We start from the raw sequence: 20,744 nt of genomic DNA on the forward strand, positions 1-20,744 counted from the left end.
CGTCGCGGCTCGTCGCGTTCCTCGCGACGTGGTTCGCGCAGCCGGCGTGGGATGCGGCGTGGGCGTGACGACGGCCGGCGGGCGACGGCCGGCGACGTGTCGCCGGGCCCGACGCACGCCGGGCATGAAAAAGGGCCTCGCACGCGAGGCCCGTCAAAGGTCGGAGAAACCGGTACGCCGGCCGGCCGCCGCAGGCTGCGCGGCACCGGCCGGGCGCGCACCGTTACTGCGTGACTACCTTGCGCGGCTTGAAGATGCCCTGGTATTGCAGTGCCGGGCGTTCCTTCGTCACCGGTTCGATGCCGCCGAAGGTCGGCGTCTGGCGCAGCTTCATCGCAGCCGGCGAAGCGACCGAGCCGATCGACGTCGAGCGCGATGCCGGCGCGAGGTTGTTCGCGACGAGCAGCGCGGCTTCGCTCTTCAGGTTCGCGAGCAGCACCGGATCGGTCGAGCCGTTGACCTGCGTGAGCAGCCCGCTCCAGGCCGCGTCGCTGTAGTTCACGACGTAGTAGTCGAGCCCGCTCGGGTCGGCCACCACGCCCGTGCAGCCGTCGATCCGCGTTTGCGTCTGCGTATCCTTCAGCGCGAGCGTCGTGCGTTTCGCGAGACCCTGGCCGTACGCGAGCGTGATCGGCACCGTCCATTGCAGGCCCGGATACGCGTTCTTGTTCGGGAACGGCTGCTGTTTCAGCGTGACGACCGTCTGGTTCTTCGTCAGGTCGCATTGCGTGTCGAGCGAGATCAGCGGCACGCCGGTCTGGCGGACGTAGCTGTCGCCGATCGCGCCGATCGCCTGGCCGCTTTCCTTCGACAGCGCATCCCACAGGCGCTTCGGTGTGCCGTTGCCGAACGAGTAGTCGACGAGGTACTGTTGCAAACCCTTGCGCAGCGTCTGTTCGCCGAGATAGTTCTCGAGCGTCTTCAGCACGTGGCCGCCCTTGTCGTACGTGAACGCGCTGGCGCTCAGCACGAAGTCGTTTGAGGCCCAGCCGTTGAAGTTCGGCGCGACCGGGAAGGCGTTCGGGCCGATGTCACGATTGATCACGCGGTACTTGTTCTTCACCTGGTCGAGCCAGCTGAACTCGTCGGGGAAGAACTGGATCGTCGTCTTCGTCTCGAAGAACGTCGCGAACGACTCGTTGAGCCACACGTTGTCCCACCAGTCGGTCGTGACGAGATCGCCGAACCACTGGTGCGCGACTTCGTGCGTCAGCACCTCGTTGCCGTAGTGCGACATCGGCTGGCCCGGCTGCGGCAGGATGTCGTCGGCGAACTCGAGGATCGACCCCCAGTTCTCCATCCCGCCGAAGTTCAGGTCCTTCTGCTCCTTGAACGCGTCGTTCGCGGCCACCGTGTCGAACTTCGTGAGCGGCAGCGCAATGCCCGTGTAGCGGTAGTAGAAGTCGAGCGCCTGCTTGGTGCGGTCCATCGCCGGCTTCGCCCAGTCGCTCATGCCCGGCGGCGTGAACACGCGCAGGTGCAGGCCGCCCTTGCCGCCCGGCAGCGGGCTCGTGAAGTCGTCTTCATAGGTGTCGAACTGGCCGCCGCCGAAGAACAGCAGGTACGACGGCATCGGCGGGGTCTTCTCGAACTGCACGAGCTTGTAGCCGCCGCCGACGTTGGTCGACGGCTTCTCGGCCGCGTTCGACACGACGCGCCAGTTCGACGGCACTTCGGCCGTCACTTCATAGGTCGGGCGGAACGCCGGCTCGTCCCAGCCGGGGAACCACTGGCGCGACAGGTTGGTTTCGCCCTGCGTGAGGATCGCGCCGCTCGTCTTGCCGTCGGTGCCCTTCAGGTCGACGCGGAAGACGCCTTCCGCGGCCGAGCAGCCCGGATACGGATCGTCGCCGCAGCTGCCGCCCGTCTTCGTGCCCGGATCGTCATACGACTTGAAGTTGATGATGCCCGACCATTCCATGTGCAGCGAATAGTTGCCCGGCGAGATCGTGCCGCTCACGGGGCGCAGCTGGTAGAAGTCGCCCTTGTCCTGCGGCGTCGCGATCAGCTGGATGTTGCCCGGCTGCAGCGTGATGCGGCCGTTCGTGAACTTGATCCGGTGGCCGGCGATCACGATGTTGTTGACCGGCTTCAGCACCTTGATCTCGACGTCGGCGCGGCCGTCGAACGCGTTCAGCGCGTCGTTCGGGCGGAACCACAGCCGGTAGTTCACGGGCACCACGGTGTCCGGCAACTCGACAGGCGACACGCTCTTGTCGACGTTGGATGCGCTCGGCGGCGCGTTGACGGTGGGCGACGAGCCCGAGTGCGGCGCGCCGGCGGAGCTGAGCGCGGAAGCGGAGCCTGCACCGCCGTCGTCACCGCCGCACCCGGCGAGTGCGAGCGCGGCGACGAGCGGCAGATAACGCATCTTGCGAATATCGATCGACATGACTGAAACCTCGATTGTTGAAAGAATCGTTCAGTGCTGCGAAAACGCCGGCAAAAACAATCCCCTCGCCGTTAATCAACAGCGATGAAAATGCCAATGACGGATTATTCGAAAAGACGGCGGCCGACTACGTGAAGGTAATCATGGTTTACTGCCCCCTCTGGATTTCCGGATGTCGGTTAACTTGCCGGTTCAAAATGGCCGGGCGCGTGTTGTACTGAGTTGATTTCGCGCGCACGACACGGAGCCGCGCGCCCTGCGCGGGCGCGCGATTCCATTGAACCAACGACCTACGGGGCTGGCCGGGCCGGGCCGCAGGATGGCAGGAAGGCGTGTCGCCGTTCCGTAAAATCGCCGTCATGCGGCTTCAAGCTTCGTCGGCTTGCTCGAAGGATGCGTAAATATACTTGATGGTTTTAGGTAAAGGAAACGAAAAATTTAGAAATTGCATCTATTGAATTTGCCGCGCTTCATTGAATGCTGGAAAGCATTAATGCGCTTTCCGTTTAGCTGGTATTTTCGTAGTTTTAATCTATTAACGATCCGGCGCGGCCGCGAAAACTACGAAACCCGGTGTGCGGGGCGCGCTCGGTACAATGCAGCGACGATCCGCTCACCGATTGCCGCGAGGAGGCCCCCATGCCACGAACCCTGTTCCGAATCGCGCCGCTGCGCGCCGTGCTGCTGCTGTTCGCCGCGGTGCTCCTGCTCGGCGGCTGCGCGGGGCTCACGCGCGATTCCGTGCGCGTGTCGGTCGCCGGGCTCGACCCGCTCGTCGGGCAGGGCCTCGAGATGCGTTTCAACCTGAAGCTGCGCGTGCAGAACCCGAACGACACGCCGATCGAATACGACGGCATCTCGGTGGCGCTCGACCTGAACGGCACGCCGTTCGCGAGCGGCGTGAGCGACCGCTCGGGCGTCGTGCCGCGCTTCGGCGAGGCCGTGCTCGACGTGCCGGTATCCGTGTCGGCGTTCGCCGCCGCGCGGCAGGCGTGGAACCTGCCCGGCGCGGCTGCCAGCGGCGAGTTGCCGTATGCGCTGCGCGGCCGGCTCGCGGGCGGCGTGCTCGGCACCGTGCGCTTCAGCGATGCGGGCACGTTGCGCATGCCGGCGATGCCGGGGTGGGGCGGGTAGACGATGCCGGCGCGATGCGGGATGCCGGACGTCGGGCCGGACGAAGCGTCGCGATCGCGGCGCCGTCTGACGATTCCTGACGATCGAGCTTCACGTGCCTTACGTCTTGCGCGTCAATCGCGTTTAGACTGCCTCAGTCCGGAGGGCCGGGCGACTTTTTCGAGAGGGCACCATGGCAGCGAAATTCGTCATCAAGAAAGCGAGCGACGGGCAGTTCCTGTTCCACCTGAAGGCCGCCAACGGCGAGATCATTCTGCGCAGCGAGCTGTACAAGACCAAGGCGTCGGCGGAAAACGGCGTCGCGTCGGTGCGCAAGAACGCGCCGGACGACGCGCGCTACGAGCGCAAGACCGCGAGCAACGGCCAGTTCATGTTCAACCTGAAGGCCGGCAATCACGAGATCATCGGCACGAGCGAACTGTACAAGGCCGAAGCGAGCCGCGAGAACGGCATCGCGTCGGTGAAGCAGAACGCGCCGGACGCCGCGCTCGACGACCAGAGCTGACCGGCCCGTCAGCGCCAGCACGCCGCGAGCATCGCGCGGGCGGCGGTCGGGGCGGTCGCCCGCGCTTTGCCGCGCGGGCAAAGCGCGGTATGGTGTGGTCCGCGCGGCGCGCGTCTGTAGCGCCGCCTGTCTGAAGCCAACCGTAGCCGAGCTCGCGTGACCGATTTCCCCGTTTTCCACTGGACCGACGCCGACGGCGCCGAACATGCCGTGCGCTGGCGCTCCGAAGCCGGCGTGCAGCCGCCGAAGCGCGCGGTGCCCGCCGACGACCGTCTCACCGCCGACGCGGCCTACCGTCTGGCCTGCGAGGGCACCGCGCTCGTCTGGCAGGGCGACTTCCAGAATGCGCGCCAGCTCGTGCAGGCGATGGCGCGCCGTGTCGAACGCAAGCCGAAGAAGGCGAAGGCCGCGGTGGGCGTCGACGCATTCAACCTGCATCGTCTCGCGCAGTCGCAGCGCGCCCGCACGCTCGGGATGCTGCTGATCCCGCTCGATGCCGACTACACGATCCCGCTGCGCCGCGCGCCCGACGTGCGCGCCGCGTGCGAGGAAGCGTACGGCCCGGGCGGCGCACCGTCGGTCGTGTCGCTGCGCGAGCTGCTCGGCCTCGTCGGCGCGCATGAATGGCGCAAGAAGGGTGTGCCGATCCCGGCGCTGGGCGGCGCGCCGATCCATCCGCACTACGGCGTGTTCTCGCCGGTGCGCGGCGAATACGTCGAACTCGTCGCGCGCGCGCCGCTGCCCGCGACGTCGCTCGCGTTCGACATCGGCACGGGCACCGGCGTGCTCGCGGCCGTGCTGGCGTCGCGCGGCGTCGAGCGCATCGTCGCGACCGATCAGGATCCGCGGGCGCTCGCCTGTGCGCGCGAGAACGTCGAGCGGCTGGGCCACGCGGATCGCGTCGAGGTCGTCGAGGCGGATCTGTTTCCGGCCGGCCGTGCGCCGCTCGTCGTCTGCAACCCGCCGTGGGTGCCGGCCCGTCCGAGCGCACCGATCGAATACGCGGTCTACGATCCCGACAGCCGCATGCTGCGCGGTTTCCTCGCGGGGCTCGCCGACCATCTCGAACCGGGCGGCGAAGGCTGGCTGATCCTGTCCGATTTCGCCGAGCATCTCGGCCTGCGGCCGCGCGACACCCTGCTGCAGTGGATCGACGAAGCCGGCCTCGTCGTGCTCGGCCGCGAAGACATCCGCCCCGCACACCCGAAGTCAGCCGACGCCGACGATCCGCTGCACGCGGCACGCCGCGCCGAGGTCACGTCGCTCTGGCGGCTCGGCGCACGAGCCTGACCGCGCATTTTCGGTAAACTATCGCCATTCCTCACGAATTCCCGCCGCCGGGCCGTGGTCTGCCGACCGTGGCCCGGCGCCGCTTCACGATGTCGAACAAGACCCACGAAATCCGCCCGGAGCAGTCCGTCGAGCTGCTGAAGGAACTGCACATCCTCACCCGCGACGGGAAGCTGAACCAGGACAGCCGCCGCAAGCTGAAACAGGTCTATCACCTGTTCCAGTTCATCGAGCCGCTGCTTGCCGGCGTGCAGGCCGACCGTGGCAGCGTGACGCTCGTCGATCACGGCGCCGGCAAGTCGTATCTCGGCTTCATCCTGTACGACCTGTTCTTCAAGCAGCAGCCGGGGCACGGCACGGCGGCATTTGCGTCGCACGTGTACGGGATCGAGACCCGCGAGGAGCTGGTCACGCGTTCGGCCGAGCTCGCCGCGCGGCTCGGGTTCGGCGGCATGTCGTTCCTGAACCTGTCGGTTGCCGATTCGATCACGTCGCCGAAGCTGCCCGAAACGGTCGACGTCGTCACCGCGCTGCATGCGTGCGACACGGCGACCGACGACGCGATCCGCTTCGCGCTCGCGAAGCGCGCGCAGCACATCGTGCTCGTGCCGTGCTGCCAGGCGGAAGTCGCGGGCGTGCTGCGCAAGAACAAGGGCAAATCGCTCGCGAACGCGCTGACGGAAGTGTGGCGGCATCCGCTGCATACGCGCGAATTCGGCAGCCAGATCACCAACGTGCTGCGCTGCCTGCAGCTCGAAGCGCACGGCTACCAGGTCAGCGTGACCGAGCTGGTCGGCTGGGAGCATTCGATGAAGAACGAGCTGATCATCGCGCAGTACAAGAACCTGCCGCGTCGGCGGCCCGGCGAGCGGCTGAACGAGATCCTGGGGATGTTCGGGCTTGCCGAGCTGAACGCACGTTTCTTCGTGCCGGAAGCCGCGGCGGCGGGCGGCGAGGTCGCGAAGCCGGCCGAAGGCTGACGCGCGGGCGGCCGGCGCGCCACGCGGCGCACGTTGCACGCCGCACGTTGCACGCCGCGTCAGACGTCGTCGCCCGGCCGGCGCATCCATTCGCGCCAGCCGTCGTGGCCGAGGCGGCGCAGTGTTTCCTGATTCCTTTCGTAGATCGCGGACGCGTCCGGGAACGCGTCGACCGCGCGCGCGATGCTGTCCTCGCGCAGCAGGTGCAGGATCGGATACGGCGCGCGGTTCGTGTAGTTCTCGATGTCGTCGGGCTCGCTGCCTTCGAACCGGTAGTGCGGATGGAAGCTCGCGATCTGCAGCACGCCGTCGAGCCGCAGTTGCCGCACCAGGCGGTCGGCAAAGAACAGCGCATCGTTGTAGTCGACGAAATCGGCGAACGCATGCGGGAAGATCAAGAGCGTCGTGTCGACCTGCTGCGGGTCGGCCGCGTCGAGCACGCGCAGTTCCGTTTCGAGTTCGGCGAGCGCGTCTTCGAGCGTCGTCGCTTCGCTGATCGCGTAGCGCACCTGTTCCTTCACATAGACGCTTTTCGCGAACGGGCACAGATTGAGCCCGATCACCGCGCGCGCGAGCCAGTGCCGCGTGGCGGCGAGGATGTCGTCATGCGATTCGGGGCGGGTGTCGGTCATCGTGAAACCAGTCGGGCGGAAGGGCGGCGAGGGCCGCATTGTAGCGGGCGCGCAGCGTGCGGACGCGCGCGGCCCGTCACGCGCACGCGGCTTCGATCAATTGCGTGACGAGCGCGGGCGCGGTGCCGATCGGCGTTTCGCCGTGCCGATAGGTCTGGCTCGCCGCGTAGATACCCTCGACCACCAGCGCGAGCGCATCGGCGAGCGCCTGCGGTTGCCGCGCGCCGGCGCCTTCGCAAAGCGCGACGAGCCGCTTCATCAACTGTTCCTTGTTCTGCGCGACGCGCTCGCGCGCCGGGTGCGATGCATCCGGAAACTCCGCCGCGACGTTGACGAACGGGCAGCCGCGATAGTCCTTCTGCGTCGCGCGCTCGGCCAGGTCGACGAAATACTGGATCAGTTGCGCCTTCGGCTGGCCCGGATGCTTCGCGGTGCTTGTGTCGAGACGCTCGAAGAAACACGCATCCATCCGCTCCAGATACGCGAGGATCAGGTCGTCCTTCGACGAGAACTGCCGATACAGGCTCATCTTGTTGACACCCGCGCGTTCCACGACCGCCTCGACGCCCACCGTCCGAACGCCTTCCCTGTAAAACAGCTCCTCGGCGGCGCGCAGCAGGTGCTCCTGCGCGGTGGCGCCGTCGATCGGCCGGCGCGTACGACGCGCCGGCGGTTTGGCGATCTCGATGCCCGACATGATGACCCTCGACTGCATATTGGATTGCTTGACATGTTACCGATTGGTCACTACGATCGCAACACACTTGTGACCGATCGGTAACAATGCCGACCGGATCGACAGACAAATGCCAAGCGTCGGCCCGGGTCAGCCGATGCAGCGTGCGGCGGAGGTGGCCTGGCTGGGTGGGGCGGAGCGGGCGCGGAGGCGCCGGCGCCGCCAACTGGAGAACGCGAAGATGAACTGGGCGGTGACACGAATCGGCGGGCGCTTCCACTACGGATGGCTCGCGGCGGCGGTGGTATTCCTGATCCTGCTGGCGGCCGCCGGCACGCGCGCGACGCCGAGCGTGCTGATGGTGCCGCTCGAACGCGAGCTCGGCTGGAGCCGCGCGGCGATTTCGCTGGCGATCTCGGTGAACATCGCGCTGTATGGCCTGACCGGCCCGTTCGCGGCCGCCGCGATGCAGCGCTTCGGGCTGCGCCCGACCATCCTCACCGCGCTCGTGACGATGAGCGCGGGCGTCGCGCTGTCGTCGATGATGACGCAGAGCTGGCAGATGGTGGTGATCTGGGGCCTGATGGTCGGCTGCTCGACGGGTGTCGTCGCGCTGACGCTGTCCGCGACCTTCGTCACGCGCTGGTTCCATGCGCGGCGCGGCCTCGTGATGGGGATCCTGACCGCGAGCACGGCCACCGGCCAGCTCGTGTTCCTGCCGATGCTCGCGGCGATCGCGCAGCGCCATGGCTGGCGGCCGGTCGTGCTGGTCGTCGCGGTGGCGGCCGCGATCGTGATTCCGCTCGTTGCGTTCCTGTTGCCCGAGCGGCCGGCCGACGTGCAGCTGCGCCCTTACGGCGAGCCGGCCGATGCGCCGCCCGCGCCCGATGCGACCAAGGAGAACCCGCTCGCGGTCGCGTTCCGTACGCTGCTGACGGCGAGCCGCTCGCGCGATTTCTGGCTGCTGTTCTTCAGCTTCTTCATTTGCGGCGCGAGCACCAACGGTTACGTCGGCACGCACCTGATCGCGATGTGCAGCGACTACGGGATGACGGAAGTGCAGGGCGCATCGCTGCTCGCGGCGATGGGCGTGTTCGACCTGTTCGGCACGACGCTGTCGGGCTGGCTGTCCGACCGCTACGACAATCGCGTGCTGCTGTTCTGGTACTACGGGCTGCGCGGGCTGTCGCTGATCTACCTGCCGCATGCGTTCGGGATCGATTTCTTCGGGCTGCCGCTGTTCGCGATGTTCTACGGGCTCGACTGGATCGCGACCGTGCCGCCGACCGTGCGGCTCGCGACCGACGTGTTCGGCAAGGCCGCGGCGCCGGTCGTGTTCGGCTGGATCGTCGCCGGCCACCAGCTCGGCGCGGCGTTCGCGGCGCTCGGCGCAGGGCTGCTGCGCGCGAGCCTCGGCACCTACACGATCGCATCGATGATTTCGGGCGGGCTGTGCATCTTCGGCGCGCTGATCGTGCTGCGCATCAACCGCGGCCCGTCGCGCGCGGCTGCGCAGGCGGCCTGATCGCGGCAAGCCGGCAGTCCGGCCGGCCCGCGCGGCGGGCGGCCGGCCAATGCACGCACGGAGATTTGCATAGCTCGGCAGGATCGGGCGCGGATCGGCTCAAGCGGGTATGCTTGCGGTTCGCCAGGCGTTCGCGCCCCTTCATCGATGTCAGCGAGGATCCGCATGTCCGTCAAACCTGCTCCCACCACTGTTTCGATTCACGATCTGATCGCGGGCCGCTGGAGCCCGCGCGCGTATTCGGATGAACCCGTCAGCGCCGGCGATCTGCACGCGGTGCTCGAAGCTGCCCGCTGGGCACCGTCTGCATACAACGCGCAGCCGTGGCGCTTCATCGTATTCGACCGCACGCAGGACGAAGACGCATTCAAGCGCGCGTTCGCGACGCTGGTGCCGTTCAACCAGGGCTGGAATGCGCCGGCGCCCGTGCTGATCGCCGTGACCGCGCATACGCTCACGCCGAAGGGGGAACCGGCACCGACCGCGCTGTACGACGCGGGTGCCGCCGCGATGTCGCTGGTGCTGCAGGCGCACGCGCTGGGCCTGGCCGCCCACCAGATGAGCGGCTTCGACGCGAAGGCGTTCCGCGACGCGTTTGCGATCCCGGCCGACGTCGCGATTCCGGCGATCATCTCGCTCGGCCACTACGGCAACGTCGACAAGCTCGATCCCGTGCTGCGCGATCGCGAGAAGGCGCCGCGCACGCGTCATGCGATCGGCGAGGTCGTCTATGCGGGCGCGTGGAAGAAGGGCTTCGACGCGGCGGCCTGACCTGCCTGGAGGGGGCTGCGTCGCGCATCCCGTCTGCCTGTCTTCCCGGTGCGCCCGTCTGCGCGCCGTCGCCACCGGGGCCCGCTGCGCGGCACCGGTGGCCGGCCCCGGTTGTGATCCCGCGGGCTTCATGTTAAAAAGCCCGTCCTTTCCGTTTTCGCGCCGGCCCTGCTGCGGCAATTTCCCATGACTTACTGCGCGATCGATTTCGGCACGTCCAATTCCGCCGTGGCGCTGCCCGACGGCGATGGCATGCGCCTCGCGCCCGTCGAGGGCGACCACCTGACGCTGCCCACCGCGATCTTCTTCAACAACGACGAAGAGACGGTCGAATACGGCCGTGCGGCGCTGGCCTCCTACATCGACGGTTTCGACGGCCGGCTGATGCGCTCGATGAAGAGCATTCTCGGCTCGCCGCTCGCGGAAACGACGACCGATCTCGGCGACGGCAGCGCGATCGCGTACACCGACATCATCGCGCGCTTCCTGACGCACCTGAAGCGCAAGGCCGAAACCCGCGCGGCTGCGCCGATCGGTCGTGCGGTGCTCGGCCGGCCCGTGTTCTTCGTCGACGACGATCCGCGCGCCGACCGCCTTGCACAGGACCAGCTCGAGGCTGCCGCGCGGTCGGTCGGCTTCACGGACGTTCAATTCCAGTACGAACCGATCGCGGCCGCGTTCGACTACGAGTCGCGCCAGCAGGCGGAGCGCCTCGTGCTCGTCGCCGACATCGGCGGCGGCACGTCCGACTTCTCGCTGGTGCGCGTCGGGCCCGAGCGGATGGCGCGGCTCGAGCGCAAGGACGACGTGTTGGCCCACCACGGCGTGCACGTCGCGGGCACCGACTACGACCGGCGTGTCGAGCTGGCCGCGATCCTGCCCGCATTCGGCTACCGTTCGCTCGATCCCGAAGGGCGCGAGCTGCCGAACAAGATCTACTTCGATCTCGCGACCTGGCACCTGATCAACACGGTCTACACGCCGAAGCGGCTCGGCGAGCTGAAGCTGATGAAGCACCTGTACCGCGATGTGCAGCAGTACGACCGGCTCACGAGCGTGGTCGAGCAGCGGCTCGGGCATGCGTTGATGGCGCGCGCGGAGGAAGCGAAGATCGGCGTCGCGGCGGGCGGGGAGACGATGATCGACCTGAACGACGTGGAAGAGGATCTGCAGATCGCGTTCGATGCCGAGCGCCTCGTCGATGCGAGCCGCGACGACACCGCCCGCATCGTCGATGCCGCGCGCGAGACGGTGCGGCTGGCGGGTGTCGCGCCGCGCGACGTCGGCGCACTGTATTTCACCGGCGGCTCGACGGGGCTCGCGTTCCTGTCGGGTGCGCTCGCGGGTGCGTTCCCGGATGCGCAGCCGGTGTTCGGCGACCGCCTCGCGAGTGTCGCGACGGGTCTCGGCATTCACGCGCAGCGCTTGTTCGGCTGAATGCGGGCGGCTGAAAGGCCGTCATGCCGGGCGACCGGCGCCGAAAAACAAAAAGCCCCGCCGAAGCGGGGCTTTTTTACACGAATAATCGCGCCAAGCTTAGACCGGACGGATGTTCGCAGCTTGCAGACCCTTCGGGCCCGTCTTCACTTCGAATTCAACCTTCTGGTTTTCTTGCAGCGTCTTGAAGCCTTCGACGCGGATTTCCGAGAAGTGCGCGAACAGATCGTCGCCGCCGCCTTCCGGGGTGATGAAGCCGAAGCCCTTTGCGTCATTGAACCACTTGACGGTACCGGTTGCCATGTTACTTGTTCCTAAAAAGATAAAACGGGGCCGAAGCCCATGGTGTGCGGAAAATCAAGGAAGGGGTAATAGGACCAACCGGAGTACCGTTGATGGGCGAACTACGAAAGAACCAATTCACTCGCCACTTGAAATCCTGCGAAGTCCTTTATACGGCTTATCACCCGCGTGGTCAACCGTATTTCCATGGACTCAGGGTTATTGCGTATATCAGGTTTACAAAGCTTGCAAACGATGCGAATTTTTTGTAGGGGCCGAACGATTTTGGCGCCACGCTCGAGGTGCAACCGTTAAACTACGCGCCGCGCGGACGGGTTGCCCTGATCGGGTGACGCGTCCCCCCAAGAATGCGTGCGCGGTGCAGTCCGAGCCGATCCCGGACCGCGGGCCGACCATGCTTTTTGAGACACAGGAGAGGATGTGAAGAGTTCTATTCAACGGAACATCGGCCCGTTTGCATTGATGCTGACGGGGCTGGGTTCGATTATCGGCTCGGGCTGGCTGTTCGGCGCCTGGAAGGCCGCAAAGATCGCCGGTCCGGCAGCGATCTGCGCATGGATCATCGGCGCGGTCGTGATTCTCGCGATTGCACTGACGTACGCGGAACTGGGCGCGATGTTCCCCGAGTCGGGCGGCATGGTGCGCTACGCGCGCTACTCGCATGGCTCGCTGGTCGGCTTCATCAGCGCGTGGGCGAACTGGATCGCGATCGTATCCGTGATCCCGATCGAGGCTGAAGCGTCGATCCAGTACATGAGCACGTGGCCGTATCCGTGGGCGCATGCGCTGTTCGTAAACGGCGAGCTGACGACACCCGGCCTGCTGCTGTCGGCCGTGCTGGTCGTCATCTACTTCTTGCTGAACTACTGGGGCGTGAAGGCGTTTGCCCGGGCGAACACCACGATCACGATCTTCAAGTTCCTGATCCCCGGCCTCACGATCCTCGGCCTGATGCTGACGAGCTACCATCCGGAAAACCTCGGCACCGCATCCAATGCAAGCTTTGCTCCGTACGGCTGGTCGGCGGTGCTGACCGCGGTCGCGACGAGCGGCATCGTGTTCGCGTTCAACGGCTTCCAGAGCCCGGTGAACCTCGCGGGCGAAGCGCGCAACCCGTCGCGCAGCGTGCCGTTCGCGGTGATCACGTCGATCCTGATCGCGCTCGTGATCTATGTACTGCTGCAGATGGCGTACATCGGCTCGGTGAATCCGGCTGACGTCGCGCAGGGCTGGTCGCACTTCAACTTCAAGTCGCCGTTCGCCGAACTGGCGATCGCGCTGAACCTGAACTGGCTCGCGATCCTGCTGTACGTCGACGCGTTCGTCAGCCCGAGCGGCACCGGCACGACGTACATGGCGACCACCACCCGCATGATCTACGCGATGGAGCGCAACAACACGATGCCGAAGATGTTCGGCAACGTGCACCCGCTCTACGGCGTGCCGCGCCAGGCCATGTGGTTCAACCTGCTGGTCTCGTTCATCTTCCTGTTCTTCTTCCGCGGCTGGAGCTCGCTCGCGGCGGTGATCTCGGTCGCGACGGTGATCTCGTACCTGACCGGCCCGATCAGCCTGATGGCGCTGCGCCGTTCGGCGACCGACATCGAGCGTCCGCTGTCGATTCCGCTGATGAAGCTGATCGCGCCGTTCGCGTTCGTCTGCGCGTCGCTGATCCTCTACTGGGCGAAGTGGCCGCTGACGGGCGAGATCATCCTGCTGATGATCGTCGCGCTGCCGGTGTACTTCTACTTCCAGGCGAAGTCGGGCTGGACCGGCTGGGGTGCCGACCTGAAGGCCGCATGGTGGCTGGTCGCGTACCTGCCGACGATGGCCGTGCTGTCGCTGATCGGCAGCAAGGAGTTCGGCGGCTACGGCGTGCTGCCGTACGGCTGGGACATGCTGATCGTCGCCGCAATCTCGCTGGTGTTCTACTTCTGGGGCGTGAATACCGGCTACCGGACCCAGTATCTCGACGAGCGTGAATCGCACGACGAGATCCTCGAGGGGGTCGGTGCCTGACGCGTGACCTGTCGCCGGATTCGGCGGCGGCAGCCAGCAGCGAAAAAAAGCCCGCCCGAGCAATGCTCGGGCGGGCTTTTTATTGGCGCTCGGCGGTTGCCGCGCGACGCTCAGGCGGCCGCGCTCGCGAACACGTAGTTCGTCATCGCGAGCACGCGCTGGTACGTGCCGAGCGACTGGATGCCAAGCTGGTAGTCGTCGTCCGCCGCGCCGAGCGCCGTGAACACCGGCAGCAGATGCTCGTCGGTCGGATGCATCAGCGCGGCATGCGGCGCCTGCCGACGGTAGTCGAGCAGCGCGTCGACGTCGCGCGCGGCCAGTTTCGCCTCGAACCAGTCGGTGAATTCCGCGACGCGCGGGTCCGCATCTTCCAGTGCCGCACCGAAATCGGCGGCGCGCAGGTTGTGCGTGATCTGGCCGGAGCCGATCACCATCACGCCTTCGTCGCGCAGCGGTCGCAGCGCGCGGCCGAGCGCGAAGTGGTGCGCAGCATCCGCCCGCGGCTGGATCGACAACTGTGCCACCGGCACGTCGGCTTCCGGGAACATCAGCAGCATCGGTACCCATGCGCCGTGGTCGAGGCCGTGCTCGGTCGTCGCGGTGGCGATGCCGGCTGCATTCAGCAGTCCGGCCGCGCGCTCGGCGACGTCGGGCGCGCCGGGCGCCGGGTAGCGGATGTCGTACAGCGCCTGCGGAAAACCGTAGAAGTCGTGGATCGTTTCAGGATGCGCGGCGACGCTGGCGACGGGACGCTGCGTGCCCCAATGCGCGGACAGCATCAGTACCGCGCGCGGGCGCGGCAATTCGGCGCCAAGGTGAGTGAACGCGCCGGACGGCAGCGTCGGGTCGATCGGCAGCGTCGGGGCGCCGTGGGACAGGTAGAGCGAAGGCAAGCGGTTCATGGTGGTGGCCTGCAAAGGGATTTGCCTGTGACTATAGGCGCGCACCGGGCATTGATAAATCCGTCGCGCGGAATTTGATTGAGTCGTATTGGTTGATAATCGGGCCGATTCCGCGAACGCGAGAGCGGACGAGGGTTCGAGGTGGCCGAATCAGGCCGGAAGGCAGATGAATCGATGAAGATGCGCGAAGAACGGCACGGAAGCGCCGCGGCGAGCGGCTTACTGCGCCGGCCGGATGCCGGCCCACGGCGTCGTCATCGGTGCACTGAGCGCGAACAGGTCGAGCACGCGGGTGACGGTCTGGTCGACGAGTTCCTCGATCGTCTTCGGCATCGCGTAGAACGCGGGTAGCGGCGGGAAGACGATGCCGCCCATTTCGGTCACGGCGGTCATGTTGCGCAGATGCGCGAGGTTGAACGGCGTTTCGCGCACCATCAGCACGAGGCGGCGGCGCTCCTTCAACGTGACGTCGGCCGCGCGCGTGATCAGGTTGTCGGACAGCCCGTGCGCGACGCTCGCGAGCGTCTTCATCGAGCAGGGCGCGATCACCATCCCGTCGGTCGCGAACGACCCCGACGCGATCGTCGCGCCGACGTCGCGCACCGAGTGCACGACGTCCGCACGGCTTTCGACCTCGGCCTTCGACAGCTTCAGTTCGTGCTGGATGTTGAGCCAGCCGGCATTCGAAATCAGCAGGTGCGTTTCGACGCCGCCGGCGGCGCGCAGCAGGTCGAGCAGCCGTACGCCGTAGATCGCGCCGGTGGCGCCGGTGATCGCGACGATCAGCCGGCGTGGCGGCGCGCTGGGAGATGCCATCGAAAAGGGGGCGGGGCGTATTACGCGGCGGCGAACAGTTGCTGCAGTTCGCCCGACTGGTACATCTCCATCATGATGTCCGAGCCGCCGATGAATTCGCCCTTCACGTAGAGCTGCGGGATGGTCGGCCAGTTCGAGAATTCCTTGATGCCCTGGCGGATCTCGTCGTCTTCGAGCACGTTGACCGTCTTGAACTGATCGACGCCGCAGGCCTTCAGCACCTGGATGGCGCGGCCCGAAAAGCCGCACATCGGGAATTGCGCGTTGCCCTTCATGAAGAGCACGACCTGGTTTTCGTCGACGATTTGCTTGATACGTTGTTGGGTGTCCATGACTGACCTTGCGTTTGCGGGGCGTTAGATCGAAATGATAGCGGATTTCAACCGGACGGGCCGGGCATCAGCCCGGCAGGCGGCCGCCTGTCGTGCGTTCGATTGCGGCCAGATCGGCGAGCGATTCGACCGCGACGAAGCCGTGCGATGCGAGTACGGCGCGCACGGCCTCAGCCTGGTCGTAACCGTGCTCGATCCAGAGCGTGCCGCCCGGTTTCAGGTAAGTGCCGGCGCCCGCGACGATCGTGCGGATCGCGCTGAGGCCGTCGGCATCGTCGGTGAGTGCGCCGCGCGGCTCGAAACGCAGGTCGCCCTGCGTGAGGTGCGGATCGTGCTGCGCGATGTACGGCGGATTGCTGACGATCGTGTCGAAGGCGAGCGCAGGATCGAGCGCCGCGTACCAGTCGCTCTGCAACCAGTGCAGCGGGCCGCCAGGGCGGTGCGCGTCGAGCAGCTTGCGTGCGTTGCGTTGCGCGACCTCGAGTGCGGCCGGCGAACGGTCGAGCGCCCACACGCGGGCATCGGGCCGCTCGGCGGCGATGGAGACGGCAATCGCACCGCTGCCCGTGCCGAGATCGAGCACGGCCGGAAGCGGCAGCCCGTCGATCGCATCGAGTGCGGCTTCGACGAGCAGTTCGGTTTCAGGGCGCGGGATCAGCACGTCGGGCGTCACGTCGAACGGCCGGCCGAAGAATTCGCGCATCCCGACGAGCTGCGCGACCGGCTCGCCGGCCATGCGGCGCGCCTCGAGCGTGCGGTAGCGTTCGACCGCGGCCGCGTCGAGCGGCGCGTCGCCGCGCGTGATCAGTTGCGTGCGGGTCCAGCCAAGCGCGTGCGCGAGCAGCACGCGCGCATCGACCGCGTCGAGCGCGGACGCGCGCAGCAGTTCGTCGGCGGTCGTGTCGGGCATCGTGACCTCAGTCGGCGTCGCCGAGCGACGCGAGCAGTTCGGCCTGGTGCTCGCTGACCAGCGCGCTGATCAGTTCGTCGAGGTCGCCGTCCATGATCGCCTCGAGCCGGTACAGCGTCAGGTTGATCCGGTGGTCGGTCATCCGGCCCTGCGGGAAGTTGTACGTGCGGATCCGTTCCGAGCGGTCGCCGGAGCCGATCAGGCTCTTGCGCGTCGCGGCTTCCTTCGCGTGCTGCTCGTGATACTGCTTGTCCTTGATGCGCGCGGCGAGCACCTTTAGCGCGCGATCCTTGTTCTTGTGCTGCGAACGGTCGTCCTGGCACTCGACGACGATCCCGGTCGGGATGTGCGTGACGCGCACCGCCGAGTCGGTCTTGTTGATGTGCTGGCCGCCCGCGCCGGACGCACGGAACGTGTCGATCCGCAGGTCGGCCGGATTGATTTCGACCTCGCCGATTTCGTCGGCTTCCGGCATCACCGCGACGGTGCACGCGGACGTGTGGATGCGCCCTTGCGTCTCGGTTGCCGGCACGCGCTGCACGCGATGGCCGCCCGATTCGAACTTCAGGCGCGAATACGCGCCCTGGCCCGCGATCCGCACGATCACTTCCTTGTAGCCGCCGAGATCGGATGCGCTCTCCGACATCATTTCGACCTGCCAGCGCTGGCGTTCCGCGAAGCGCAGGTACATGCGCAGCAGGTCGCCGGCGAACAGCGCGGATTCGTCGCCGCCCGTGCCCGCACGGATTTCGAGGAAGATGTTGCGGTCGTCGTTCGGATCCTTCGGCAGCAGCATCTTCTGCAGCTCGGTCTCGAGGCGGGTCATGCTCTCGCGCGCGCTGCGGATTTCGTCTTCCGCGAAGTCGCGCATCGACAGATCGCCGAGCAGCTCCTGCGCGGCCGTCTCGTCGCTGCGCGACTGGCGCCACAGCGCGTACTGTTCGACCACCGGGCCAAGTTCCGCATGTTCACGCGTCAGCTTGCGGTACTGGTCGAGGTCGGCCGTGACGTTTTCGCGGCTCAGCAGGTCGTTCAGTTCGGCCAGCCGTGTGGACAGCTGGTCGAGCTTGCGTTGCATGCTCGTCTTCATGGTGTGGAGCGGCGCTCCCGGGCAAGGGGTATTCGGAAAGGATAGGCCGGCGCGCGGCCGGCGGCAGGGCGATCGGCCGGCGCTAGTGGCCGGACTGGTCGTTCGAGCGCGGTGCGTGCTGGTAGAAGCCGCGCATCAGGTCGATCAGCGAATCGCGATCGGCGCCGTTCACGCGATTGAGCGCGCTCGTCGGGCCGTGGATCAGCTTGTTGGTCAGCGCCTGCGACAGCGCTTCGAGCACGGCGGCCGGATCGTCGCCGCGCGCGAGCAGCTTCTGCGCCTTGTCGACTTCGGCCCGGCGCAAGGCGTCGGCCTGCGTATGCATGTGACGGATCACCGGCACGACGCTGCGCGTGTCGAGCCACTGCATGAAATTCTGCACACGCGTTTCGATGATCGCTTCGGCCTGTGCGACCGCAGCCTGGCGCGATGCGTTGCCTTCGCGCACGATCGCGCCGAGATCGTCGACGGTGTAGAGGAACACGTCCTTCAGCTTGCCGACTTCGGGCTCGATGTCGCGCGGCACCGCGAGGTCGACCATGAAGATCGGCCGGTGGCGGCGTGCCTTCACCGCGCGCTCGACTGCGCCGAGGCCGATGATCGGCAGCGTCGACGCCGTGCACGACACGATGATGTCGAATTCGTGCATGCGGGTCGGCAGATCCGAGAGCGGCATCGCGCGGCCGCTGAAGCGTTCGGCAAGGCGCTGGCCGCGTTCGGCCGTGCGGTTCGCGACGACGAGTTCGCGCGGGCCTTGCGCGGCGAAGTGCGTCGCGCACAGCTCGATCATCTCGCCGGCGCCGATGAACAGCACGCGCTGATCGGACACTTTTTCGAAGATCCGCTGCGCGAGGCGCACCGCGGCGGCGGCCATCGACACCGACTGCGTGCCGATTTCGGTCGTGCCGCGCACTTCCTTCGCCACCGCGAACGTGCGCTGGAACAGCTGGTTCAGGTAGGTGCCGAGCGCGCCGGCTTCCGTCGCGGTGCGGACGGCATCCTTCATCTGGCCCAGAATCTGGGTTTCGCCCAGCACCATCGAATCGAGGCCGGATGCGACGCGGAACGCGTGCCGGACTGCTTCCGACTGCGGCAGCGCATAGACGTGCGGTGCGAGCTCGTCGACCGGAATCCGGTGATACTCCGACAGCCAGCGGACCGCGCCTTCGCGTGCGGCGCGATCATCGGTCGCGCAATACAGTTCGGTGCGGTTGCAGGTGGAGAGGATCGCCGCTTCGGGCGTATTGGGCGCCTGGGGGCCGAGAAACACGTTCTTGAACGTGACGAGAGCCGGCTTGATCTGCTCGAGCGGAAACGCCACGCGTTCGCGCAGGGCGACAGGCGCAGTGTGGTGATTGATTCCGATCGTGAGGAGTTGCATATCGAGGGCTATCGTTTAGCCCCATATTATAGCGTTTCAGCGATTTCCTCACTCGCGGCATACCGGGCATCGGCGTGGCGGGGCCGGGAATTTGGGGGCTCGATCGGCACGCGGTCGAGCTGATAGCCATAGCCGTAGAGCGGCAGCAGCCGGTAGCCGCGCTCCGGAAGCAGGTGCAGCTTGCTGCGCAGCCGGGACGCGTGGGTATCGAGCGTGCGCGACTTCATGTCGCGGCGGCGTGCCCACACCGTTTCGAGGATATGGGCGCGCGACACGGGCCGCGACAGATTCGCGAACAGCAACTGCGCAAAACGGAACTCCTTCGGCGTGAGTGAAACGATTGCGTTGTCGAAGCGAACGAGGCAGTGCGTGGCGTCGAAGGCGTATTCGCCATACATTTCGCGTGAGCGGGCCGGCGGCCGGCGCACGCCGGCGCGCCGGCTCACCGCGTTGACGCGCGCGAGCAGCTCGGGCCCGCTCACCGGGCGCACGAGGCAATCGTCGGCGCCCGCGTGCAGGCACGATACGATTTGGCTTTCGCGCGGCATTTGCATCACGGCGATCGCCGGCAGTCCGGGCAGGACCGTCTGCGCACGCGGAATGACTTCCTCGGCCGGCTGGTCGCCGGCCCAGTGGCCGGTGATCAGCATGTCGCAGGTATTGGCGGCGAGCCACTCGAAGAACGCCGTACTGGACGGAAACGCGTGGCACACATGACCGCCCGCAAAGAGCAGGCGGTTCAGGAGCGCGGCATGGCGCGCGTCCGGATCGATCAGAGCGATTCGCATGAGAATTTCTTCAATACGGCAGCCGGTGCGCGCTTGCCATAACGTCGAGTCGGCCCCTACACTCGAATGTTCGCGGCACCCGGCTGGTCTCGGGTTCGATGGATGAATCGATGCTAGCCGCTGGCAACGTTCACGCCTATGGGACGAATCCGAATTTATGGAAGGCGTCGAATGAACTGGTTTGGAATCCTTGTCCTGGGAGCGGCCGTCGGGCTGTTCGGCCGATGGCTGCATCCGATGCGGCGCACGGGCCGGCCGGCGTGGTGGATCGCGGTGCTCGCCGGTATCGTCGGCGCGGCTGCGGCCCGCATGGCCGGCAATCTCTCTGGACTGTTTTACGATGGCGAGACGCTCGAATGGCCGGTCTGCACCGGCGTCGCGTTCCTCGCAGTAGCCGTGACGGTTGCGCTGTCGGCCCGTCGCTGAATGCTCTCAGGTGAAATCATGAATGCCCGTCTTCCCGAAGTCTCGCCGGTGCCGGCCCGTCTCGCGCTGCTGCGCGGCGCGATGGCCCGCGAGAACCTGGCCGCCTATCTCGTGCCGTCCGCCGATCCCCACCTGTCCGAATATCTGCCGGAGCGCTGGCAGGCCCGCCGCTGGCTGTCCGGCTTCACGGGCTCGGTCGGCACGCTGGTCGTGACCGCGGATTTCGCGGGGCTGTGGGTCGACAGCCGCTACTGGGTGCAGGCCGACGCCGAACTGGCCGGCACGGGCGTGCAACTGATGAAGATGACGGGCGGGCAGCAGAGCGCGCCGCACGTCGACTGGCTCGCGCAGAACGTGGCGGCGGGTGCGACGGTCGGCGTCGACGGCGCGGTGCTCGGCGTCGCGGCCGCACGCGGGCTGACGGCCGCGCTGAAC

The 20,744-nt window shown here is 66.8% G+C and carries 21 protein-coding genes; 10 read left to right on the plus strand and 11 right to left on the minus strand.

Annotated features, from left to right (window positions below):
* Nucleotides 1–223: 223 nt before the first annotated feature.
* Nucleotides 224–2,392 carry a M1 family metallopeptidase gene (locus DPV74_RS26355; RefSeq protein ID WP_021161803.1) on the minus strand — a complete coding sequence of 723 codons (2,169 nt, stop codon included), beginning with the start codon at nt 2,390–2,392 and terminating at the stop codon, nt 224–226.
* Nucleotides 2,393–3,031: 639 nt separating this feature from the next.
* On the opposite strand from DPV74_RS26355, the gene DPV74_RS26360 reads away from it, so the two are divergent.
* From DPV74_RS26360 to DPV74_RS26375, 4 genes are all read left to right on the plus strand, one after another.
* A complete protein-coding gene (locus DPV74_RS26360) occupies nt 3,032–3,526 on the plus strand; it encodes an LEA type 2 family protein (RefSeq protein WP_027788502.1) in 495 nt (164 codons plus the stop codon).
* Between the two features lie 172 nt (nt 3,527–3,698).
* Complete coding sequence (locus DPV74_RS26365; RefSeq protein WP_027788501.1) at nt 3,699–4,031, plus strand: YegP family protein; 333 nt, start codon at nt 3,699–3,701, stop codon at nt 4,029–4,031.
* A gap of 156 nt (nt 4,032–4,187) precedes the next feature.
* Nucleotides 4,188–5,321, plus strand: coding sequence for a class I SAM-dependent methyltransferase (locus tag DPV74_RS26370; RefSeq protein WP_060082862.1), 1,134 nt, complete (start codon nt 4,188–4,190; stop codon nt 5,319–5,321).
* 89 nt (nt 5,322–5,410) lie between these two features.
* A complete protein-coding gene (locus tag DPV74_RS26375; protein ID WP_119338251.1) occupies nt 5,411–6,301 on the plus strand; it encodes an SAM-dependent methyltransferase in 891 nt (296 codons plus the stop codon).
* Nucleotides 6,302–6,360: 59 nt separating this feature from the next.
* Here DPV74_RS26375 and DPV74_RS26380 read toward each other — a convergent pair whose 3' ends face one another.
* Together DPV74_RS26380 and DPV74_RS26385 are read right to left on the minus strand one after the other, a co-directional pair.
* Entirely contained in the window at nt 6,361–6,933 is a 573-nt protein-coding gene (locus tag DPV74_RS26380; protein WP_119338252.1) for a DUF1415 domain-containing protein, read from the minus strand.
* A 76-nt stretch (nt 6,934–7,009) separates the two neighbouring features.
* Nucleotides 7,010–7,630 carry a TetR/AcrR family transcriptional regulator gene (locus DPV74_RS26385; RefSeq protein WP_027788498.1) on the minus strand — a complete coding sequence of 207 codons (621 nt, stop codon included), beginning with the start codon at nt 7,628–7,630 and terminating at the stop codon, nt 7,010–7,012.
* 220 nt (nt 7,631–7,850) lie between these two features.
* Between DPV74_RS26385 and DPV74_RS26390 the strand changes: the two genes are divergently transcribed.
* The 3 genes from DPV74_RS26390 (at nt 7,851) to DPV74_RS26400 (ending at nt 11,342) form a co-directional block, all read left to right on the plus strand.
* Nucleotides 7,851–9,134: an MFS transporter gene (locus DPV74_RS26390; RefSeq protein WP_027788497.1), complete on the plus strand. Its 1,284-nt coding sequence runs from the start codon at nt 7,851–7,853 to the stop codon at nt 9,132–9,134.
* Nucleotides 9,135–9,299: 165 nt separating this feature from the next.
* On the plus strand, nt 9,300–9,905 hold the full coding sequence (locus tag DPV74_RS26395; RefSeq protein ID WP_021161795.1) for a nitroreductase family protein: 606 nt from the start codon (nt 9,300–9,302) through the stop codon (nt 9,903–9,905).
* A 186-nt stretch (nt 9,906–10,091) separates the two neighbouring features.
* Nucleotides 10,092–11,342 carry an Hsp70 family protein gene (locus tag DPV74_RS26400; protein ID WP_060173921.1) on the plus strand — a complete coding sequence of 417 codons (1,251 nt, stop codon included), beginning with the start codon at nt 10,092–10,094 and terminating at the stop codon, nt 11,340–11,342.
* Between the two features lie 99 nt (nt 11,343–11,441).
* Here DPV74_RS26400 and DPV74_RS26405 read toward each other — a convergent pair whose 3' ends face one another.
* Nucleotides 11,442–11,645, minus strand: coding sequence for a cold-shock protein (locus DPV74_RS26405; protein WP_006477070.1), 204 nt, complete (start codon nt 11,643–11,645; stop codon nt 11,442–11,444).
* 420 nt (nt 11,646–12,065) lie between these two features.
* On the opposite strand from DPV74_RS26405, the gene DPV74_RS26410 reads away from it, so the two are divergent.
* On the plus strand, nt 12,066–13,664 hold the full coding sequence (locus tag DPV74_RS26410; protein ID WP_021161792.1) for an APC family permease: 1,599 nt from the start codon (nt 12,066–12,068) through the stop codon (nt 13,662–13,664).
* A gap of 110 nt (nt 13,665–13,774) precedes the next feature.
* On the opposite strand, the gene DPV74_RS26415 is transcribed toward DPV74_RS26410, so the two are convergent.
* The 7 genes from DPV74_RS26415 to DPV74_RS26445 form a co-directional block, all read right to left on the minus strand.
* On the minus strand, nt 13,775–14,566 hold the full coding sequence (locus DPV74_RS26415; RefSeq protein WP_119338253.1) for a class III extradiol ring-cleavage dioxygenase: 792 nt from the start codon (nt 14,564–14,566) through the stop codon (nt 13,775–13,777).
* Between the two features lie 219 nt (nt 14,567–14,785).
* Nucleotides 14,786–15,382: a UbiX family flavin prenyltransferase gene (locus tag DPV74_RS26420; protein WP_059688460.1), complete on the minus strand. Its 597-nt coding sequence runs from the start codon at nt 15,380–15,382 to the stop codon at nt 14,786–14,788.
* Nucleotides 15,383–15,402: 20 nt separating this feature from the next.
* Nucleotides 15,403–15,714 carry a Grx4 family monothiol glutaredoxin gene (gene grxD / locus DPV74_RS26425; RefSeq protein ID WP_021161789.1) on the minus strand — a complete coding sequence of 104 codons (312 nt, stop codon included), beginning with the start codon at nt 15,712–15,714 and terminating at the stop codon, nt 15,403–15,405.
* Between the two features lie 67 nt (nt 15,715–15,781).
* Nucleotides 15,782–16,624 (minus strand): peptide chain release factor N(5)-glutamine methyltransferase, encoded by an 843-nt coding sequence (prmC, locus tag DPV74_RS26430; RefSeq protein WP_119338254.1) that lies wholly within the window; start codon nt 16,622–16,624, stop codon nt 15,782–15,784.
* 7 nt (nt 16,625–16,631) lie between these two features.
* Nucleotides 16,632–17,714, minus strand: a complete 1,083-nt coding sequence (gene prfA / locus DPV74_RS26435; RefSeq protein WP_027788492.1) for a peptide chain release factor 1 — start codon at nt 17,712–17,714, stop codon at nt 16,632–16,634.
* 82 nt (nt 17,715–17,796) lie between these two features.
* Nucleotides 17,797–19,095, minus strand: coding sequence for a glutamyl-tRNA reductase (gene hemA / locus DPV74_RS26440; RefSeq protein WP_027788491.1), 1,299 nt, complete (start codon nt 19,093–19,095; stop codon nt 17,797–17,799).
* A 26-nt stretch (nt 19,096–19,121) separates the two neighbouring features.
* Entirely contained in the window at nt 19,122–19,745 is a 624-nt protein-coding gene (locus tag DPV74_RS26445) for a response regulator transcription factor (RefSeq protein WP_226152101.1), read from the minus strand.
* 309 nt (nt 19,746–20,054) lie between these two features.
* Here DPV74_RS26445 and DPV74_RS26450 point away from each other — a divergent pair, with 309 nt between their 5' ends.
* Nucleotides 20,055–20,309, plus strand: a complete 255-nt coding sequence (locus DPV74_RS26450; RefSeq protein ID WP_027788489.1) for a hypothetical protein — start codon at nt 20,055–20,057, stop codon at nt 20,307–20,309.
* Nucleotides 20,310–20,327: 18 nt separating this feature from the next.
* A partial coding sequence (locus tag DPV74_RS26455; RefSeq protein ID WP_205571946.1) for an aminopeptidase P family N-terminal domain-containing protein occupies nt 20,328–20,744 on the plus strand: 417 nt, incomplete at its 3' end.

The organism is Burkholderia sp. HAN2018 (assembly GCF_024704855.1).
Classification (GTDB): domain Bacteria; phylum Pseudomonadota; class Gammaproteobacteria; order Burkholderiales; family Burkholderiaceae; genus Burkholderia; species Burkholderia cepacia.

Coding starts and splice junctions, on each gene's coding strand:
- hemA (WP_027788491.1), bottom strand. CDS start 19,095: ATGCAACTCCTCACGATCGGAATCAATCACCACACTGCGCCTGTCGCC.
- DPV74_RS26445 (WP_226152101.1), bottom strand. CDS start 19,745: ATGCTGATCACCGGCCACTGGGCCGGCGACCAGCCGGCCGAGGAAGTC.
- DPV74_RS26390 (WP_027788497.1), top strand. CDS start 7,851: ATGAACTGGGCGGTGACACGAATCGGCGGGCGCTTCCACTACGGATGG.
- DPV74_RS26420 (WP_059688460.1), bottom strand. CDS start 15,382: ATGGCATCTCCCAGCGCGCCGCCACGCCGGCTGATCGTCGCGATCACC.
- DPV74_RS26355 (WP_021161803.1), bottom strand. CDS start 2,392: ATGTCGATCGATATTCGCAAGATGCGTTATCTGCCGCTCGTCGCCGCG.
- grxD (WP_021161789.1), bottom strand. CDS start 15,714: ATGGACACCCAACAACGTATCAAGCAAATCGTCGACGAAAACCAGGTC.
- prmC (WP_119338254.1), bottom strand. CDS start 16,624: ATGCCCGACACGACCGCCGACGAACTGCTGCGCGCGTCCGCGCTCGAC.
- DPV74_RS26400 (WP_060173921.1), top strand. CDS start 10,092: ATGACTTACTGCGCGATCGATTTCGGCACGTCCAATTCCGCCGTGGCG.
- DPV74_RS26360 (WP_027788502.1), top strand. CDS start 3,032: ATGCCACGAACCCTGTTCCGAATCGCGCCGCTGCGCGCCGTGCTGCTG.
- DPV74_RS26380 (WP_119338252.1), bottom strand. CDS start 6,933: ATGACCGACACCCGCCCCGAATCGCATGACGACATCCTCGCCGCCACG.
- DPV74_RS26395 (WP_021161795.1), top strand. CDS start 9,300: ATGTCCGTCAAACCTGCTCCCACCACTGTTTCGATTCACGATCTGATC.
- DPV74_RS26450 (WP_027788489.1), top strand. CDS start 20,055: ATGAACTGGTTTGGAATCCTTGTCCTGGGAGCGGCCGTCGGGCTGTTC.
- DPV74_RS26385 (WP_027788498.1), bottom strand. CDS start 7,630: ATGTCGGGCATCGAGATCGCCAAACCGCCGGCGCGTCGTACGCGCCGG.
- DPV74_RS26415 (WP_119338253.1), bottom strand. CDS start 14,566: ATGAACCGCTTGCCTTCGCTCTACCTGTCCCACGGCGCCCCGACGCTG.
- prfA (WP_027788492.1), bottom strand. CDS start 17,714: ATGAAGACGAGCATGCAACGCAAGCTCGACCAGCTGTCCACACGGCTG.
- DPV74_RS26405 (WP_006477070.1), bottom strand. CDS start 11,645: ATGGCAACCGGTACCGTCAAGTGGTTCAATGACGCAAAGGGCTTCGGC.
- DPV74_RS26365 (WP_027788501.1), top strand. CDS start 3,699: ATGGCAGCGAAATTCGTCATCAAGAAAGCGAGCGACGGGCAGTTCCTG.
- DPV74_RS26375 (WP_119338251.1), top strand. CDS start 5,411: ATGTCGAACAAGACCCACGAAATCCGCCCGGAGCAGTCCGTCGAGCTG.